This window comes from Gluconacetobacter diazotrophicus PA1 5, from assembly GCF_000067045.1.
Classification (GTDB): domain Bacteria; phylum Pseudomonadota; class Alphaproteobacteria; order Acetobacterales; family Acetobacteraceae; genus Gluconacetobacter; species Gluconacetobacter diazotrophicus.
In genome coordinates, this window is the sequence record NC_010125.1 from 841055 (window position 1) to 857768 (window position 16714).

Consider the following 16714-nt stretch of genomic DNA (forward strand, 5'->3'; position numbering starts at 1 on the left):
CGGCAGGGCGGGCGCGGGGCAGGGGGAGGAGGGCGGCCTACCGGATGGCCGCCGTGGTCTCGGGTTTCAGCGTGGCGGCCAGGAAGGCCTCGCGGGCCAGGGCCACCTGCGTGCGCAGCGCCGGATCGGTCAGCATGTGGGTGCCGGGCAGCAGCAGCAGATTGTACGGCCGGCCGGCGGTGATGAAGGCCTGTGTCATCTTCATCGTGTTTTCGAAATACACGTTGTCGTCCGTCAGGCCGTGCATGATCAGCAGCGGCCGCGACAGCGCGGCGGCATAGGTCAGGACGTTGCTGGCCCGGTAGCCGTCCGGGTCGGCCTGGGGCGTGCCCAGGTATCGTTCGGTGTAGGCCGTGTCATAATCGGCGAAATCGGCCGGGGGCGCGCCCGCGACGCCGCTCTTGAAGATATCGGGGCGGCGAATGGTCGCCATCGCGGTGAAATAGCCGCCGAACGACCAGCCATGCACGCCGATCCGCGTCATGTCCATTTCGGAAAAGCGCCGTCCCAGGGCGGTCAGTCCGTCGACCTGGTCCTGCAGCGGCAGGTCGATCAGGTTGTTCCTGGTCGCCCGTTCCCAGTCATGGTCGCGCCCCGGCGTGCCCCGTCCGTCCAGGCTGACGACGATGAAACCATGGTTGGCCATGCACTGGTTTTCCAGATACAGGCGCGGCGCGTCCAGCACCTGCTTGTATCCGGGGCCGGCATAGACCGACAGCACGACCGGATAGCGCCGGCCGGGCGTGAAGTCGGCGGGGCGGACGATCATCGCGTCCATGTCCCGCGCGCCGGCCCTCGTGTATTCGATATGCGGCGCCAGGGTCGGGGTTTCCGCCACGGCGGGAACCGTGGCCAGCACGTGCCCGTCCCGGTCGCGCACGACGGTGGCGGCGCTGCCGTCCGCGCCCGTGACGCTGTCGACGAAGCGCGCATGTCCGCCTTCGGCGAAGGCGGTGGCATGCAGCCCGGGTTCGGTCCCCAGCTTCACGGGCGTGCCGCCATGCAGGTCCAGGCGGTAGATTGCTGTCCGGATACGGTCCGGATTGGCGGTGACCGTCACGGTGCCGGCATCGGCATCGACATCGTCCAGCGAGACGAACGGCAGGTCCGGCGGCGTGACGGCATGATCCAGCGTGCCGTCGGCCGGGCGCAGTTGCAGGGGCCACCTGCCGTCGCGCTCCGCGGCCCATAGGAACCCGCTGCCGTCCGGCAGCCAGCGCGGCAGCGCGTGGCCGCGTCCCTCGCCGGCCGGGGTGATGTTGATCCAGGCCGGGTCATGTTCGTCCAGCAATGTCGTGGTGAGTCCGGTGGCCGGGTCCACGCGCAGCACCTTTTCCTGGGTCTGGGCGCGGTTCAGCACGACCAGCGACAGCGGGCCGCGCCCCTTCGGCCAGACGACCCGCGCCAGGTACGGAAAGGCAGCATTGTCCCACGTCACCCAGCGCGTCGGGCCGCCGGTGCGGGCGACCAGGCCCAGGCGGATGCGCGCGTTCGCGGTGCCGGCGCGCGGATAGCGGAATTCGACCGGCGCGATGGACGGATGCTGGGGGTCGGCGATGTAATGCTTCTCGACGCCCGATGTGTCGGCTTCCTCGTACAGCAGGGACTGCCCGTCGGGCGACCACCACAGCCCGTCGGGGCGGCTCAGTTCCTCGGCGGCGGCGAATTCGGCCAGCCCGTGGGTCAGCGTATCGGTTCCACCATGGGTCAGGCGCACCGTGTCGCCGCTGCCGGGTGCCACGACATAGACGTCATTGTCCCGCACCGCCGCGACATGGGCGCCGTCCGGCGACAGGCGGGGGGCGATCCACCCGCGACCCGGCACGTCGGATACACGCCCCGTCGCGACCGCGACCTGCATCAGCCGGTCGCCCTGGCTGACCAGGGCGACCCGCCCGTCATCGGACAGTGCGAATTCGGTAATGCCGGTCAGCGACATCCGGGCGCGTTCGCGCCGGGCCTTTTCCTCGACCGACAGGGTTTCGGGGCCGGCGGCGGGGCGGGCCAGTTCGGTTTCGCTGCGGTCCGCCACGTCGAACCGCCACAGATGCAGCATGGTATCGCGCGGCCCGCTGCGCAGGAACAGCACCGACCGGCCGTCCGGCGTCGGCTGGGCATGGCGCGGCAACCCCAGCGTGAAATTCCGCGTGGCCGCCAGGTCCGCATAGCACTGGCCGCCGGGGGCGGAGGCGGCCTCCGGTGCCGCCTGGGCCGTGGTCGCCAGCAGCAATCCGGGCAGGCACAGGGCCAGACGCCGAAGGGTCCGCCCGGCGCGGCCGCCGCGAAGAAGAGAGGTCATGACGTGGTCCATCTGTCGTTCCGGTTGGATGGACGATGAATCCCCCACGCCCGTCGCGCAAGGCGCCGGATGAAACGAATCCGTACCGAACCCCTCGCGCCAGGCGTGCAGGTCCGATATGACGCTATGCGATCGGGGTGACATCCCCAGACCGTCGATCGGGAACGGACAAGACAGAGCAATGACCAAGACCGTCGCGCGGTTCATTCCCCTGATCGTCGCCATTGCCATCCTGTCCTGGGCCAGCGCCTATCCGGTCGTGCGGATCGCCCTGCGCGACCTGCCGCCGATCCCGTTGGCCGCGGCGCGCTATGCCGGGGCGGCGGTGCTCGCCATGGCGTGGCTGGCATGGAAGCGTCCCCCATTGCCCGCCGCACGCGACGTGCCGCGCATCCTGGCCTGCGGCGTGATCGGCATCGCGGTCTATAACGTGCTGTTCAATACCGGCGAGGTCACGGTGTCGGCCGGTGCGTCCAGCCTGCTGATCAGTGCCGCCCCGCTGATCGCGGCCCTGATCGCGGTGGTGACGATGGGCGAACGGCTGTCCCTCTGGGGGTGGACGGGTTCGTTGCTCAGCTTCGCGGGCGTGGTGCTGATTGCCGAGGGGCAGATCGGTGGCGTGTCCTTCGGTTCGGGGGCCACCCTGGTGTTTGGGGCCGCGTTCTGCGGCGCGCTGTATACGACGCTGCAGAAGCGTCTGGTGCTGCGCTACGGCGCGTTGCCCAGCATCAGCTACATCCTGATGGCCGGCGCCCTGTGCCTTTCCCCCTGGCTGCCGCAGGCCCTGACCGTCCTGCCGCACGCGCCCGTCCGCTGCTGGGCGGCGGTGCTGGAACTGGCGGTCTTCCCGGCGGCCATAGGCTATGCGGCCTGGGCCTTCGTCGTCGGCCATATGGGGGCGGCGCGCGGTGCCGCGCTGTTGTATCTGTTACCGCCCGCGACCCTGGTGCTGGCCTTCGTGCTGACCGGCGAAATCCCGAGCCTGCGTACCCTGGCGGGCGGCGCGATCGTCATGGCGGGTGTGGTGGTGACCAATACCTATGGTCATCCACGCCGGCTGGCGCGATAGGGCATTGCCGCATCGGCTTCCATCGTCCGGTGCAGGAAGGTGCCGATGTCATGGCTCAGCACGCCCTGGTACGCCGCGCGGTCGAAGCCCGGCGGGTCCTGCGACGGCGGAAAGTTCGGATGGACCATGTTGGCCGGGAACGGACTGAGGAACGCGAAATGCCCCGCCCCCGCCACGCATCGATAATCCACCTGCGTGGGGTCGGGCACGCCGTCCAGCACGATGCCGGCCTGCGATGGCGGTGTGATCGTGTCATGTTCGGCGCTGCGCATCAGGATGGGGCCGCGCACGGAAGACAGGGCGCCGGGGGCGCGAAACCACAGGGTGGCCGGGGCCAGCAGCACCAGGGCCCGGACCCGATGGTCGTGCTCCACCGCAATGCGATGGGGTGGGCCGCCGGACGGTCCGTCCTGTCGGGTCCAGGGCTGGCCGCCCGCCGCGGCCAGGACGGAATATCCGCCCATCGAATGGCCGATCAGGGCCACGCGGCCGGGTCGCAGGCCTGGGCCGACCAGCGGGTCGGCAAAGGCGGCGGCGATGCTCAGGCAGACATGGCGCGGGCGATTTTCAAGGTTTTTGATCGTGCGGGCCAGCGCATTGTCGTTCAGGCTGTTGCCGGGGTGCCGGGGCATCGCGACGACGAAGCCCATGCCCGCCAGCGCCATCGCCAGGTCGCGATAGACCCAGGGCGACCCGCCATTGCCGTGGGACAGCACCACCAGCGTGCGGTCCCGCCCCGCCACGCCCCCGTCGGTCGCCACGTCCAGACTGTAGGGACCGAAGGAACGGGCGTGCGGCGTATCCCCGGTCGGATAGAGAATAGCCAGTTCGATCACCGCGTCCTGCACGGCGTCGCGCACCGCCAGGCCGCGATATCCGACCGCGCTTCGTGGCTGCATCGTCCCGACATCCTGATACCGCTCCATGCCGATCTTTCCTCCCGCTTCGGATGACCCTCGGCCTGGATACCAAAAAAGGCAGTGATGACACTGCCTTTCCTGATGATCGGATATGGGCGGCGCGTCAGCTATTGCTGCCGAAGGCCGGTCGGGTGGATTCGAACAGGAACCAGGTGCGGCGCTCGGTCTCGTCGATCCAGTTTTCCAGCAGGCTGGCCGTCGCGACATCGTTGCCTTCGTCGCATACGGCATGGACGGCGCGCATGCGGGCCGTCAGGGCCAGGTTGTCCTCGCGCAGTTCGGACAGCATGTCCTCGGGCGTGACATAGATCGCATCGTTGTCCGACACCTTGGTCAGCCGGCTGATTTCCCCCACCGAGTGCAGGGTCGTGCCGCCGATCTTCCGCGCTCGTTCGGCCAGCGGGTCCGTCATGGCGAAGATCTGGCTGCTCTGCTCGTCCAGCAGAAGGTGATAATCGCGGAAATGCCGCCCGCTCATGTGCCAGTGGAAGTTCTTCGTCTTGATATAGAGGGCGAAGACATCCGCCAGGACCGCCTTCAGGCCGGCCGAGATCTTGTGGACGGCGTCGTGCTTCAGGTCCGTCGGTGTTCCCAGATAGGTATGGGCGTGGGCTGTACCGGCTTCGGAAGGTGTCGTCTTGTTTGTCATTACGATCTCCCTGGAACGTATGGTGCCATGCTGAGGTGGACGTCCCGGATGCCCATTACAAGGCGTGGGCGGCAGGCGCATGGGGGATATGCATCAGGGGGCGGTCCGTGTCCCCGGGTCGCGGCATCAGGGCGGTATCCAGGGGACGCCGTGCCGGGCTTCGGCGCCGGGATCATCCGGTCTATGGTGCCGCACCGTTTCCGTTAACCGACACCCAGGCGGGGCCCGCACCATGACGATGACCACGATCAGGATCGCCGAAAGCAGCCAGGACAGGGACGCCTGCTTCCTGATCCGCAAGACCGTCTTCGTCGATGAGCAGCAGGTTCCGCTCGACATGGAGTATGACGAGCATGACGAAACGGCGCTGCACCTCCTGGTCCTGGAGGGGACGCGGCCGGTGGGGACCGCGCGCGTCCTGTTCGGGCCGGATGGAAAGACGGCCAGGAGCGGTCGCGTCGCCATCGATGCGGCCCGGCGCGGGCAGGGGCTGGGCCGGCGCCTGATGATCGCGATCGAGGATGCGTCCGCCTGCCGTGCTGTCGAACGATTCGTCCTGGACGCCCAGGCCGGGGCGCTGCCCTTTTACGAATCCCTGGGATATGTGGCGCAGGGCCCGGAATTCATCGAGGCCGGGATCGTGCACCGTACCATGGGCAAGCAGCGCCAAGGCGACACGTCGCTCGCGATTGAAACCCCCGCCGTGGCATGAAATGACCGGAATCGTTTCGACCTGTTGTATGCCGGTGGCATCAAATGTCAGTTGCCGGTCTGTCCCGGCATTGTCGCGCGCCTGTCCTCTCTGTTAGGGCTCTCGCCTTCCGCGTTGCCATGTCCTTGGGAATTTCATGAATTTCTCCCCCTCCGCCGGTGCCGCCCAGCCGTCCCGCGCGTCGTCCTTCGCGGTCGTGGTCGCCATCGAATTATGGGAACGGTTCGGCTATTACGGCATGCAGGCCGTGCTGCTGCTGTTCATGGTGCAGCATATGGGCCTGGGCGACACGCAGGCCAACCTGCTGATGGGCGCCTTCGCGGCCATGACCTATGCGCTGCCGGTGGTCGGCGGCTGGCTGGGCGATCGGGTGCTGGGGTCGCGCCGGGCGATGCTGCTGGGGGCCGTGGGCATGATGTGCGGCTACGCCACCCTGGCGCTGGCGACGGTGCAGGTGCAGTTCATGACGGTCGCGATGGGAATCATCGCGGTATCCAACGGCTTTTTCAAACCCAATGCCGCCAACCTGGTCCGCCGTATCTATGACGACGACGATGCCGCGCTCGATTCCGCCTTCACGCTTTACTACATGGCGGTCAATGTCGGTTCGACGGCCTCGACGCTGCTGACGCCGTGGCTGCAGAACCGGTTCGGTCCGGCGGTGGCGTTCGCCGCGTGTTCCGCCGGCCTGTTCGTGGGGCTGTGCATGTACGTGGTCCGGCGGCGGCGGCTGGCACGGATCGGCTCGGTGCCCGATTTCGCGCCGCTTCCGCCCCGGCACGCCGGGATGGTCCTGCTGGGGATCGGCGGGGTGATCGGCGCGCTGGACCTGGTGCTGGCGCGGCCCACGCTGGCACGGGACTGCGTCTGGCTGGCGGCGCTGCTTGTCCTGCTGTCCTGGGCCGTGATCTATCGCCGGGCCGCGGCGGCCCAGCGGCCGGGGCTGCGCATGGCCTACATGCTGTCGATCCAGGGCATGCTCTATTTCATCTTCTACCAGCAGACGGTGACCTCGCTGACCCTGTTCGCGCTGCGCGCCGTCCGAGGGCAGGTCGGGGTGGGTGGAGTGACGCTGTTCAGCATGTCGGCCGGTCAGTTCCAGGCCCTGAATCCGATCTGGATCATGCTGGCCAGCCCCGCGCTGGCCTTTGCCTATCGGCGCCTGGCGCGGGCGGGGCGAGACCTGTCGATCGCACAGAAATTCATGATCGGGTTCAGCCTGGTCTCGCTGTCCTTCGTGGTCTGGTGGCTGGGGGCGCTTTCGGGCGGCACGGGGCGGGTCTCGCCCTGGATCATGATCTGGGCGTACGGCTTCCTGTCGGTGGGGGAATTGCTGATCGGCGGGCTGGGACTGGCGGTCATCGCACGCTATGTCCCGCCCGCCATGGGGGCATTCATGATGGGGTCGTACCTTCTGGCGATGGGGGTTGCGATGTATCTCGGCAGCATGATCGCCAATCTGGCCGCCATCGACCATGGGGCGGGTGCTGCGGTCGTGCCGGTCGGGGCAGGGGCCTATGCCGGCCTGTTCCTCGACCTGGCGGTCGGTGCTGCGGGGATCGTGGCGGTGGTCGCCCTGCTGCTGCCGCTCGCCCGCCGGTGGGACCGCCAGCATATGGCGGCGAAGCCGGAAGCCCTCTAATCGCCGTTTCGCGTCAGTTCGCCGTGGATATTCATCGGAATGACCGCGGTCAGCGTGCCGAGCGGACGGTCGCTGCGGAAGACCGTGTCGCGCGGGTAATCCTGCGGCCGAAACGTGAAGGCGTAGGGTACGGCCCCGCGATTGACGACCAGCGGGCGCACCGCGCCGTTCGAGACCGCATCCAGGCGCGCGCCGGCCGCGACTTCGACCGTCAACTTGTGCGCGTCCGGCATCAGGAAGGCGAAGACCACGCCGACCACGTCCTCGATGCATCCATCCAGTTCGCGCAGCCAGGTGCGGGCCTGGACATCGGTAAACCGGTCGGTCTGGCCGTGCGTCACCGTGATGACGAAGCGCAGCCCCACCGTCTGCCCGTGTGCCAGGGGCGCATAGACGGGCGGGTTTTCAGCCCATAGCGCATCGGTCAGCGGCAGATGCATCTCGGCTCCCGTCGCGCCGAACAGCGCGACCGGGCCGGAGGCACGGCGCAGATAGGGGGGCGCCGACTGGATCGGCCGGTCGCCGGGCAGCACGCGCGCAATCAGATGCAGCGTCAGGTCCGCCCGGTCGGCCGCCGGAAACGCGTTGAAGGTGCGAAACACCTTGGCCAGGTCGCGATAATCCGCGACCTGGACCGGCCGGACTCCATCGACCGCGATCGCTTCCGGCGCCGCGCGGGCTGCCCCTGGCACCCCCCAGCAGGGTACGCACAGGATGATCGCGGGAAGCAGGGACCGGACAACGGACGTCATGGCCTGCGACGCTAGGCGCGTCCCAGGGAGGGGTCAAGTCGGCGGAACCGGCCGGAGGAAGCATGCCGGACGGAAATCGACACCACCCTGTCGGCGGTGTTTGATGGAATGTCCGCCGGCATGGCAGGGCATGGCAGGGCATGGCAGGGCTTGGCCGGGGGAAGAAGCATGACGGGATGGCGGGCCAGGCTGGCGGCGGCGCTGGTGGTATTGGCGGTACTGGTCCTGGCGGGGCCGCGGGTTCGTCCGTGGACAGGGGCGGTACCGTTGCCTTCGGTGCCGCGCGACCCGGCGGCGCTCGATGCCTGGATCGCGGCCGGGGAGAAGGCGGCGGGCCCGTTGCGGCCCGACACCCGGGCCCGGGTGGTCTGGGCCGATCCGGCCCATCCGGCGCGCACCGCCTGCGCCATCGTCTACCTGCACGGCTTTACCGCCAGCCAGGGCGAGGGCGCGCCCCTGCATACCGGCCTGGCGCGCCTGTTCGGCTGCAACCTCTATCTGGCGCGCCTGCCGGGGCACGGGTTGCGGGCGCCGGACGCGATGCGGGGCCTGACGGCCGCGCGGCTGATGCAGGGAGCGGCCACCGCGCTGGCTATCGGCGGGGCCATAGGCGACCGGGTGGTGGTGGCCGGCAGTTCCACGGGGGGCACGCTGGCGCTGGCGTTGGCGGCCCGGTACCCGCGCCGGGTCGCGGGCCTGGTCCTGTGGTCGCCCCTGGTGCGCGAACGGGGCGACAGGCTGGACCCGCTGTTCCGGCCCTGGGGGACGGACCTGATGTGGCTGGTGCATAATCACGGCCATGACGTGACGCGCGGGGCTGCCCAGGGGCCGATCTGGACCGGCGACGTGCATGTCGACGGGTATGTCGCGCTGGCGGAACTGACACGGGGCCAGATGACCGGCGACACGTTCCGCCGCGTCGTGGCGCCGGTCTTCCTCGGCTATTACGATCGCGACCCCGCGCATCAGGACCCCACGGTCTCGGTCCCGGCGATGCTGGACATGTTCGATCGGCTGGGAACGTCCCCGGCCCTGCGGCGGCGGGTGGATTTTCCCGACGCGGGCAGCCATGTCATCGCGTCCCCCCTGCGTTCGCATGACGCGGCCGCCGTGTGCCGCGCCACGCGCGACGATCTGCATGACGTCCTGGGCCTGCCCTACGCGCGCGGGGTCGATCCCGCGCTGTGCGATGCGATCCATGCCCGGACCTGACCTGCCATGCCCGGCCCGGGCTAGCCAGCCGGGACAAGGCGGGTAGAATGGTGGGCGATCCGGCCTGTCCACATGCCGGATGTTGTTGCAAGGAATAAAGATTATGGCCAATTGTCCCGCAAAATGCTCCGTGAAGTCCCCGTGTGTGAAGGGGATGCTGGCGCTGGGCCTGGTGGCGGCAGTGATCTTCTTCTTCAAGAAGAAGTCCTGCTGCAAGGCCGGCGCCTGATCGTATCGCCCCGGGGTCATGCTCCGGGGCGGACCTTTTCGTGTGCGGGCAGCAGGGCATGTCGCCACAGGATACCGATCCCGACCCCGCTTCCTTACGCCGCATCATCCATGTCGACATGGATGCCTTCTATGCCTCCGTCGAACAACGCGATGATCCCGCCCTGCGCGGCCGGCCGCTGGCCGTCGGCGGCAGCAGGCAGCGCGGCGTCGTCGCCGCGGCCAGTTACGAGGCCCGGCGCTATGGCGTACGCTCCGCCATGCCGTCGGTCACGGCGCGGCGCAAATGTCCCGACCTGATCTTCGTTCCGCCGCGCTTCGACGTCTATCGGGCGGTTTCGGCGCAGATCCATGCCATCTTCGCGCGCTATACAGGGCTGATTCAGCCGCTGTCGCTGGATGAAGCCTATCTGGACGTGACCGATCCATTGATCGACCGTCCCTCCGCCACCGCGATCGCGCAGGATATCCGGGCGGCGATCCGCGCCGAAACGGGCCTGACCGCGTCGGCCGGGGTGTCGTACAACAAATTCCTGGCCAAGCTGGCCTCGGACTATCGCAAGCCTGACGGGCTGTATGTGATTACACCCCGCATGGGCCCGCGTTTCGTCGAATCCCTGCCGGTCGAGGCGTTTCACGGGATCGGCCCGGCAACGGCCGCGCGCATGCGCGCGATGGGCATCCGCACCGGCCTGGACCTGCGCGCCCACGACATGGACAGCCTGGCCCGGCATTTCGGCAAGGCGGCCGCCTTTTATTACGGCATCGCCCGGGGACGGGACGACCGGCCGGTCGAAGCCGACCGCCGCCGAAAATCCGTGGGCACGGAACGCACCTTCGAACATGACATCCATGACTGGGCCGAGGCCCTGTCGGCGCTGGACGGCATGGTCGACCGGGTCTGGGGCGAGTGCCGCAAGCGGGGGCTGGTCGCGCGCACGGTGACGGTGAAGGTCAAATATGCCGATTTCCAGCAGACCGGCCGCGCCCGCTCGCTGCCCCAGCCGCTGGCCGCGCACGCCGTCTTTCGCCAGGTCGCATGCGACCTGCTGCGGCCGTTCTTTCCGCCAGAACGGGGCATCCGCCTGCTGGGGGTGACGCTGTCGAATCTCGACCTCACCGGCGGTGCCAGCCCGCAACTGGCCCTGGCCCTGGATGATCCCGGGAGTGTTCAGGCCGGGCCGTGACCGGAATCGGGCCGGAATGCATCCAAAACGAATATCGTGCGTTTGTGGTGCGTTCGTATCATCGTCGTGCCCACTGACAGAGTCGCGTCCGGCCGGCCGTTCCGGTCCTGCACCCCATCCGCCGAGGCCCGAATGCGACTTGTCGTCGTCGTTGATGACGGTTCCGCCACCCGGACGATCCTCGCGCGGATGGCCATGACGCTCGGCGCGGACATCCAGGTCGAAGCCTTCGCTTCCCCGATCGAGGCGCTGGACTGGTTTGGGGACACGAATATCCCCGATCTGGTCATTGCCGATTGCAGAATGCCGATGATGGACGGGGCGGCTTTCACCGCGCGCATCCGCGCCCTGGGCTGGGGCGGCGATGTGCCGGTGATGGTCGTGACGGCCCAGGAAGACCGCGAGGGTCGTATCAGCGCGCTGGCGGCCGGGGCCACCGATTTCCTGTCCAGCCCCGTCGATCACACGGAATTCCTGATCCGGGCCCGCAACCTGCTGCAACTGGGCTGGCACCAGAAGCGCGCCCGCTCGCCCGTGCAACTGGAGCAGGAACTGGAAAACAGCCGGGCCGCGCAGGCCGAAATCCTGCGCGGCAGCCGCGACCGCCTGCTGCAGGTCATCGACACGGTGCCCGCCCTGGTCAGCGCCACGGACGCCGAGGGGAATTACATCTTCGTCAACAGATTCCATGCCCGGGTGATGGGGGCAGGGCAGGGGCGTAACGATGCGGCATCGCAGCTCCGCGACAGGCAGGTGCTGGAAACCGGCCTGCCCACCGCGCGGTACGAGGAAAGCATTGCCGACCGGTACGGCATGGAACGTATCCTGCTGACGTCCAAGATCCCGTTTTATGACGACGCCAGCGGTATGCGGTACGTCCTGACCACGTCGCTCGATATCACCGACCGGAAGAAGGCCGAGCGGGAACTGCATCATCTGGCCTATTATGACCAGTTGACGGGTCTGCCCAGTCGCTCGAAGCTCGAGACCGAGATGCAGGTGCTGCTGCGGCAGCGCGGGGCGGACGGCCCCCCTTTCGCGTTTGTGCTGATGGACCTCGACCGGTTCAAGGGCATCAACGACACGCAGGGCCATACGATCGGCGACCTGTTGCTGCGCAAGGTCGCGCTCCGGCTGCGGACGGCGCTGCCCCGGGCCGGAATCATCGCGCGCCTGGGCGGGGACGAATTCGCCATCGTGCATGACGTCATCGACGCGGCGGACGCGGCGCACATGGCGGAGCGGATCGTGGGGATCTTCGCCCGTCCCTTCACCCTGGGCGACCGGGTCACGAGCGTCGGCGCCAGTGCGGGGGTGACGCTGTTCCCTGCCCGCGGCGCGACGTTCGAGACGCTGCTCAAGCGCGCGGATCTGGCGATGTACCGTGCCAAGAACGAGGGACGCTGCCGCTACGCCTTTTTCGACGAGGAAATGGAACAGGCCTTCGCGGCCACGACCGAACTGGAGCAGGCATTGCGCCGCGCGGTGGAGAACGAGGAATTCGTCCTGCATTATCAACCCCAGATCGATCTGGCCTCCGGCACCTTATGCGGGGTCGAGGCCCTGATCCGCTGGGTGCAGCCGGGGGGCGACCTGGTCCATCCGGGCTGCTTCCTGCCGCTGGCCGAGGAAACCGGGCTGATCGCGCCCATGACGGTGTGGTCCCTGCGCGAGGCCTGCCGCCAGGCGGCGCGATGGCAGAGCGACGGCATTCATATCCGTGTCGCGGTCAACCTGTCGGGCGTCCTGTTTCGCCAGCATGACGTCCATCGACTGGTGGTGGACGCCACGACGGAAGCCGGCCTGGACCCGTCCTTCCTTGAACTGGAACTGACCGAAACCGCGGTGATCGAAAACCCCGAATCCGCCGGGCGGCAGCTTGCCGCCCTGCAGCAGATGGGCGTGTCGGTCGCGATAGACGATTTTGGAACCGGCTATGCCTCGCTGGTCTATCTGACCAGGCTTCCGATCCACCGCCTCAAGATCGATCGCGTCTTCATCCAGGACCTCGGTTCGTCACCGGGCAGCCGGGCCATTGTCAAGGCGATCATCGCGCTGGGCAAGAACCTGGGAATCCGCGTCATCGCCGAGGGGATCGAGCGCCAGGACCAGCTCCGCTGGCTGGAAGAGCAGGACTGCCAAGAGGCCCAGGGCTTCTATTTCGGCTATCCTGTTCCACCGGCGAAACTTCAGGACCTGGTGGATAGCGGGACCCTGATGGTGCCTTAGTCGGCCTCTTAGAGTGCATGATTGGGTAAACCCAATCATGCACTCTAGATTTTTGTTTTCAGCGCATCTTCACGTGATTAGGCGATTCCGCCTACTCAGGATCTGCTCTAGCAGGCTCTCGGCGGCGACCAGGCTGCGATAGCCGTCCGGGTGGGCCAGGCGCCAGCGATAGGCCGTCTCGACGATGTCATCCAGTCTGGCGAAGCGGGGGGTCCAGGACGTTTCCGCGCGCAGCCGCTCGGCTCCGGCGACCAGGCGCGCGGGGTCGCCGGGACGGCGCGGGGCCAGGCGCCACGGGACGGTGCGCCCGGTCACGCGTTCCACGCTGCGGATGACCTCCATGTTGGAATGACCGACCCCGTTTCCGACATTATAGACGACGCTGCGGTCATGGATGACGTCCAGGGCCGCCAGATGCGCCTGCGCCAGGTCGGTGACGTGGATGTAATCGCGGATGCAGGTACCGTCCGGCGTCGGATAATCGTCGCCGAACAATTGCAGTTCCCCCCGTCGTCCCAGAGCGGCATCGATGACCAGGGGGATCAGGTGCGTTTCGGGCCGGTGGTCCTCGCCGATCCGTCCGGTGGGATCGGCACCGGCCGCGTTGAAATAGCGCAGGCAGGCACTGCGCAATCCGTGAATGCGGTCGGCCCACACCAGCGCGCGTTCCACCATGTGCTTGCTCTCGCCGTAGGGCGAGCCGGGAATGATGGGTGTCCGCTCGGTGATCAGGGCGTCCTCGGTCTGTCCGAACAGGGCGGCGGTCGATGAGAAGACGAACCGCTTGACGCCATGGCGGACACAGGCATCGATCAGCGAAAATCCCAGTCCGGCATTGGCCTCCATGTACAGGAACGGCTGCTGCATGCTCTCGCCGACCAGGGACAGCGCGGCGAAATGCAGCACGCCGTCCCACGGGCCGTCCGCCAGCACCCTGTCCACCAGCGGCCGGTCCGCCAGGTCTCCCGGGACGAAGCGCACGCCATCGGGGACGGACTCCCGATGTCCGGTCCGTAGATTGTCGAATATGACGACATCATGCCCCGCATCGCACAGCGCGGCCACGACATGGCTGCCGACATAGCCCGCGCCGCCCGTGACCAGAAAGCGTGATCGTGTCGTCATGATCCTCTCCCGGAGGCTGCCGACCTCCGAAATCCGCCGATCGAATTTCGGAGATGAGGCATCAGCTGCGGTTGTAGTTATCCTCGAACCGGATGATATCGTCCTCGCCCAGATAGGATCCGGTCTGGATCTCGATCAGCACCAGCGGAATCTTGCCGGGATTTTCCATCCGGTGGGTGCATTCCTGCGGCAGGTAGATGCTCTCGTTCTCATGGACGGTAATCAGTTCCGCATTGCGGGTCACCAGCGCCACGCCGCTGACGACGATCCAGTGTTCGGCGCGATGGTAGTGCTTCTGCAGCGACAGTTTTTCGCCCGGCATCACGACGATGCGCTTGACCTGGAAGCGCTGGTCCTGGATCAGGCTTTCATAGAAACCCCAGGGACGATAGCAGCGGTTATGCGCCTTGGCCTCCTGGCGTCCCGCGGCCTGCAGGCGGGTGACGATCTTCTTGACGTCCTGCGCCTTGCTCTGCTGCGTCACCAGCACCGCGTCGCGGGTCGCGACCACGATCACGTCGTCGACGCCGACGACGGCGGTCAGGATCTCGTCCGACCGGACATAGCTGCCATGGACCGATTCCAGAAAAACCTGGCCTTCGGCGACATTGCCGCTGTCATCCTTCCTGCTGATGTCCCACAGCGCGTCCCAGCTGCCGATATCGGTCCATCCGAAATCGCCGGCGATCACCGCCGCCTGGTCGGTATGTTCCATGACGGCATAATCGAACGAGATATCGGGCGTGGACAGGAAGGATTGCGGGTCCAGGCGCTGGAACACCAGGTCGCTGGTGCGGCGTTCGACGGCCTGGCGTACGGGGTTCAGTACGGCCGGGGCGTAGGTCTCCATTTCCTTCAGCAGGGTACGGGCGGTGAAGACGAACATGCCCGAATTCCACATATACTTGCCCGACGCGATCAGCTCGGCCGCCGTCGCGGCATCCGGCTTTTCGATGAAGCAGGCGACCGCGTTGGCCTCGGGCAGCTTGGCAAGCGGCTTGCCGGCCTCGATGTAGCCGTATCCGGTCTCGGGCCGCGTGGGGTGCATGCCGAAGACGACGATATGGCCGCGCTGCGCCGCCGCCGCCGCCGCGGGCATCAGGTGCTCCAGTGTTTCCGGGCGCGTGATGACGGCATCGGCGGCCATGATCCACAGCACCGCATCCGGGTTCGTCTCGGCGGCCAGCAGGGCGGCGGCGGCGATGGCCGGGGCGGAATTGCGTCCGGCGGGTTCCAGCACGATCCGCGCATTCTCGATACCGGCCTCGCGCAGTTGCTCGGCGATCAGGAATCGATGTTCGTTGTTGCAGATGACGATCGGCGCGTCGAACGTTTCCCCGCAGCCGCGCAGCGCCGTTTCCTGCAGCATCGTCTTCTCGCTGACCAGGGACCAGAGCTGTTTGGGATAGCTGGCCCGCGAGAGCGGCCAAAGCCGGCTGCCGGTTCCGCCGGACAGGATGACGGGAACGATACGGGTCGTGTTGGCAGCCTTGGTGCCGATCACCGGGAAGGTGGTGTCAGACATGTCACGGTCCTCTCTGGTCCATGGGTTATGCGGAGCGATGCATCAGTATGCATGGGAAACAATGCGATTACGCGACGAAACGCCGATAGTCGCCCGGACCCATGCGGATAGGGTGATTTCGTCACCGGGACAGTCTCGTACGGAATGACCGACATTTCGAAGAATTCGTAATGAACGAGAATGCAGCATCCTGGCGCCCGGCGGTGTATCCGCTATTTCAGCCTTCCTATAGGGTCGAGCCATACCATGAAATCGAAAATCGTCACAATCAGGAATGTATGCGAGCTATTTAATAATATCAGGATCTTGGTTGTCAGTCCGTGCCCGCCTCCAAGGCTTTCGGGCTCAGGCGCATTATTGTGCCCATGAAACGTGACGAAAATGTGCGCGAGCGGACGCGACACCAGACCAGGCGAACCCATGGCCCAGCTTCGGGCATGATCGCGTGCCGGGTGGGCCGACGCATCCGCTCCCGTCGTCGCGATCTTTCAGGGTGGCAACGTCATGCGGGATGGTCCGGTTCCGGACAGGCGTGCATACGCCGCGCGCCATGTGCAGACACGTATCGCCGCGGGAGGAAATCGCTTGGAAAACAGGAGATCACGAAACGGCAGATGGCGTCCGCACCAATGCGGTAGCCGCCGGCGCCGCTTCTCAATGTGGTTCCCCGGAGCCGCGATGCGGGAGCGGAACACGCATCGGATCACCGGCATCAAGGCTCGGAAACGGACTCTTATCGCCGGGTGGGGTCCTCGCCCTGGCAGCCGGCATGTCCGAACCGGTTGAAACGCTTCTGCGTGCTGTGCCGCCGCACGGCCAGCGGCAGTTCGGTCGTCAGGGCCGCAAGCGTGTCCTGATCCGTCATCGCCGTCTCGCGCGCGATTTCGGCCACCAGGTCCGGGGGCAGAAGCAACTGTACCGTCAGCATGTCGGTGGGGAACGGGCTGGGGGTCTGGCTCCAGTTCCGCACCACGTCATAGAGTCCGGTATCCGCCGCCCGGCGGAGCAGGTGCCCGTATCCGCGCTGCGGTGCGGTTTCCGAAAGGAAGGTGTCCAGCCAGGACGCGCATTCGGTCCGATCGAGCCACGGCCCGATATCGGCCGGATTTCCGGAAGAGGCGCCGAGGCGGGAATGCGACATCGTCATGGAAGTTCTCCCTTTTTC

At 67.1% G+C, this 16714-nt stretch carries 13 protein-coding genes; 6 read left to right on the plus strand and 7 right to left on the minus strand.

Going from position 1 to position 16714, the window contains the following annotated elements; all coding sequences use genetic code 11:
- Positions 1-37 precede the first annotated feature (37 nt).
- Positions 38-2311: a S9 family peptidase gene (locus GDI_RS03920; protein WP_012223598.1), complete on the minus strand. Its 2274-nt coding sequence runs from the start codon at positions 2309-2311 to the stop codon at positions 38-40.
- 169 nt (positions 2312-2480) lie between these two features.
- On the opposite strand from GDI_RS03920, the gene GDI_RS03925 reads away from it, so the two are divergent.
- Positions 2481-3368, plus strand: coding sequence for a DMT family transporter (locus tag GDI_RS03925; protein WP_012223599.1), 888 nt, complete (start codon positions 2481-2483; stop codon positions 3366-3368).
- Here GDI_RS03925 and GDI_RS03930 read toward each other — a convergent pair.
- Together GDI_RS03930 and GDI_RS03935 are read right to left on the minus strand one after the other, a co-directional pair.
- On the minus strand, positions 3344-4294 hold the full coding sequence (locus tag GDI_RS03930) for an alpha/beta hydrolase family protein (protein ID WP_012553637.1): 951 nt from the start codon (positions 4292-4294) through the stop codon (positions 3344-3346). The two genes, GDI_RS03925 and GDI_RS03930, sit on opposite strands and share 25 nt — an antisense overlap.
- Positions 4295-4391: 97 nt before the next feature.
- Complete coding sequence (locus GDI_RS03935; protein ID WP_012223601.1) at positions 4392-4937, minus strand: Dps family protein; 546 nt, start codon at positions 4935-4937, stop codon at positions 4392-4394.
- A gap of 238 nt (positions 4938-5175) precedes the next feature.
- Here GDI_RS03935 and GDI_RS03940 point away from each other — a divergent pair, with 238 nt between their 5' ends.
- Positions 5176-5649, plus strand: coding sequence for a GNAT family N-acetyltransferase (locus tag GDI_RS03940; RefSeq protein WP_231854209.1), 474 nt, complete (start codon positions 5176-5178; stop codon positions 5647-5649).
- A 136-nt stretch (positions 5650-5785) separates the two neighbouring features.
- Complete coding sequence (locus tag GDI_RS03945) at positions 5786-7291, plus strand: peptide MFS transporter (protein WP_012223603.1); 1506 nt, start codon at positions 5786-5788, stop codon at positions 7289-7291.
- Here the strand turns inward: GDI_RS03945 and GDI_RS03950 are convergent.
- On the minus strand, positions 7288-8043 hold the full coding sequence (locus GDI_RS03950; RefSeq protein ID WP_012223604.1) for a hypothetical protein: 756 nt from the start codon (positions 8041-8043) through the stop codon (positions 7288-7290). The two genes, GDI_RS03945 and GDI_RS03950, sit on opposite strands and share 4 nt — an antisense overlap.
- Before the next feature lie 168 nt (positions 8044-8211).
- Here GDI_RS03950 and GDI_RS03955 point away from each other — a divergent pair, with 168 nt between their 5' ends.
- The 3 genes from GDI_RS03955 (at position 8212) to GDI_RS03965 (ending at position 12899) form a co-directional block, all read left to right on the plus strand.
- Positions 8212-9255 (plus strand): alpha/beta hydrolase, encoded by a 1044-nt coding sequence (locus tag GDI_RS03955; protein ID WP_012553636.1) that lies wholly within the window; start codon positions 8212-8214, stop codon positions 9253-9255.
- A gap of 287 nt (positions 9256-9542) precedes the next feature.
- A complete protein-coding gene (gene dinB / locus GDI_RS03960; protein ID WP_049762873.1) occupies positions 9543-10670 on the plus strand; it encodes a DNA polymerase IV in 1128 nt (375 codons plus the stop codon).
- Positions 10671-10802: 132 nt separating this feature from the next.
- On the plus strand, positions 10803-12899 hold the full coding sequence (locus GDI_RS03965; RefSeq protein WP_041249276.1) for a putative bifunctional diguanylate cyclase/phosphodiesterase: 2097 nt from the start codon (positions 10803-10805) through the stop codon (positions 12897-12899).
- Positions 12900-12968: 69 nt separating this feature from the next.
- Here the strand turns inward: GDI_RS03965 and galE are convergent, their stop codons facing one another.
- The 3 genes from galE to GDI_RS03980 all read right to left on the minus strand — a co-directional run bounded on the left by galE (position 12969) and on the right by GDI_RS03980 (position 16696).
- Positions 12969-14024 carry a UDP-glucose 4-epimerase GalE gene (gene galE / locus GDI_RS03970; protein WP_012223612.1) on the minus strand — a complete coding sequence of 352 codons (1056 nt, stop codon included), beginning with the start codon at positions 14022-14024 and terminating at the stop codon, positions 12969-12971.
- Positions 14025-14085: 61 nt separating this feature from the next.
- Positions 14086-15549, minus strand: a complete 1464-nt coding sequence (locus tag GDI_RS03975) for a mannose-1-phosphate guanylyltransferase/mannose-6-phosphate isomerase (RefSeq protein ID WP_012223616.1) — start codon at positions 15547-15549, stop codon at positions 14086-14088.
- 733 nt (positions 15550-16282) lie between these two features.
- Complete coding sequence (locus GDI_RS03980) at positions 16283-16696, minus strand: hypothetical protein (protein ID WP_012553633.1); 414 nt, start codon at positions 16694-16696, stop codon at positions 16283-16285.
- Positions 16697-16714: the final 18 nt, after the last annotated feature.